Below are 1,669 nucleotides of genomic sequence, written 5' to 3'. Positions count from 1 at the left end.
CGGAGCGCCTCAACCTCCCGGGCGAGGGCAGGGCGGGGGGCTTCGTCCCCTTCGGCTGCGAGGATGGCGTGGCGGTCTTCGACACCTCCGTCACGCCGCCCGCGGGGCGCTTCGTTCCCTATCCGGCGGAGGTTCCCGCCGAGGGCATGATCCGCCAGCTCCTGAGCCCGCGCGACACGATGGCCCTCGTCGGCAACTGGGGCGCGGCGCACATGGCGATCGTCGATCCGTCGTCGGAGACCGGCGATTTCGTCTTCGCCGAACTGCCCGCGCCGCGCATGGCCTGGACGCTGGACGAGACGGGGATGGAGGGCTTCGCCATGCTCTCCGACGGACGGCTCGTGAGGTTCTCCGCCCTGACCGGGCGCATCCTGGGCGAGGCCGCGGGCGTCACCGGCGCCTATTCGATGGAGCGCGGCGTCGTGCGGCCGATGATGGCCTTCGGGGGGCAGCGTATCGCCGTCTCCGACCCGGCGGCCGGATCGGTGGCGATGGTCGATGCCGACACCCTCGAGGTGGTGGAGCGCATCGCCGTCGGCGGCGCGCCGCAGTCCCTCCTCCTGCTCGCCGCGGAGGCGGAGCATGACCACTGAGCCGCTCGTCCGCGAGGTCGTCCGCGACGCCGCCGTCGGGGTCGGCGTCGCCGATACGCCCGAGGGGCTTCGGGCGATCCGGCATCCGGGCTGCGCGGCGGCGATCTGGCGGCGGCAGACGCTCCCGGGTTTCCGGGCCTGGATCGACGGGCTCGACCCCGCGTGCCTGCCGAGGGCCCGGATCATCCTGCCCGCGGAGGCCGTGCGCGCGGCCGTGGCGCAGGTCTGTCAGGCCTCCGGCACGCCGGAAGGTCCCGAGCGTGACATGCTCATCGACGACATCGCGGCCCTGGCCGGGATCTTCTCCGGCATCCTGCGCGCGCCCTGGCTGCGCCTCAGGCTCGACGTGGTGACGACGGATGCCTGCCGCCGCTTCCACGTCGACGCGGTGACGGCGCGGCTGATCTGCACCTATCGCGGCACCGGCACGCAATACGGCGTCTCGACCGACGGGGCGGCGCCCTCCCGCGTCTTCACCGTGCCGACCGGGGCCGCGCTGATCCTGCGCGGGACGCTCTGGCCGCAGGGTGCGCGGACCGGTCTCCTCCACCGCTCGCCGCCCATCGAGGGCACGGGGGAGGCGCGGCTCGTCCTCGTGCTCGATCCCGTGGACGATCCCGAGGAGGAGGCATGAGGCACGGAAACCGGGGGCGGACCTCGCTGAGGCTCCGGCGGCGGAGCGGGGATCCGATGCGGGACTACGACCGGCTCCCGGGCGAGCTCCGGGCCTGGCTCGCCAACGCCGTCCTGCCGTGGCGGCCGCGCTCGGTGCGGCGGGCCTTCGACGCGGCGCTGTCGCGGACGGGCGACCCGGAACGCGCCCTCTCCGAGCTCGACCGGATCGAGGCGCGCCTCATCGCGCGGGACGTGCGGCGGGTCTGGGAGGGGTCGCACCCCTTCGCCGGGACGGACCCGCGCTGAGCTACTTCCGCTTGAGCGCGTCGAGCAGGGCCGAGCCGAGGGCGCCGGGCTGCTCCGCCTTCTGCGGGGCGGGGCGCGGGCCGCGCTCCGGTTTGCCGTCCCTCTCGGGCTTGCGGGCGGGTTTCGCCTCGCGCGCCCGGTCCTCGCCGCCGCCG

At 75.1% G+C, this 1,669-nt stretch carries 3 protein-coding genes; all 3 read left to right on the top strand.

Annotated features, from left to right (window positions below):
- Positions 1-593 (top strand): YncE family protein (locus tag ACTS11_RS04035; RefSeq protein ID WP_442639058.1); only part of this gene is annotated, 593 nt, incomplete at its 5' end.
- Positions 583-1,227 (top strand): DUF1826 domain-containing protein, encoded by a 645-nt coding sequence (locus ACTS11_RS04030; RefSeq protein ID WP_442639057.1) that lies wholly within the window; start codon positions 583-585, stop codon positions 1,225-1,227. The genes ACTS11_RS04035 and ACTS11_RS04030, both read left to right, overlap by 11 nt.
- A complete protein-coding gene (locus ACTS11_RS04025) occupies positions 1,224-1,514 on the top strand; it encodes a DUF6525 family protein (protein ID WP_442639056.1) in 291 nt (96 codons plus the stop codon). The genes ACTS11_RS04030 and ACTS11_RS04025 overlap by 4 nt, the downstream gene beginning before the upstream one ends.
- Positions 1,515-1,669 lie beyond the last annotated feature (155 nt).

The organism is Roseicyclus sp., from assembly GCF_052168335.1.
Lineage (GTDB): Bacteria > Pseudomonadota > Alphaproteobacteria > Rhodobacterales > Rhodobacteraceae > Roseibacterium.
The sequence above is the reverse complement of the archived record's forward strand: the minus strand, read 5'-3'. Positions and strand labels throughout refer to the sequence as shown.

Excerpts from the sequence above, each read along its gene's own strand:
- ACTS11_RS04030 (WP_442639057.1), top strand. The coding sequence starts at position 583 with ATGACCACTGAGCCGCTCGTCCGCGAGGTCGTCCGCGACGCCGCCGTC.
- ACTS11_RS04025 (WP_442639056.1), top strand. The coding sequence starts at position 1,224 with ATGAGGCACGGAAACCGGGGGCGGACCTCGCTGAGGCTCCGGCGGCGG.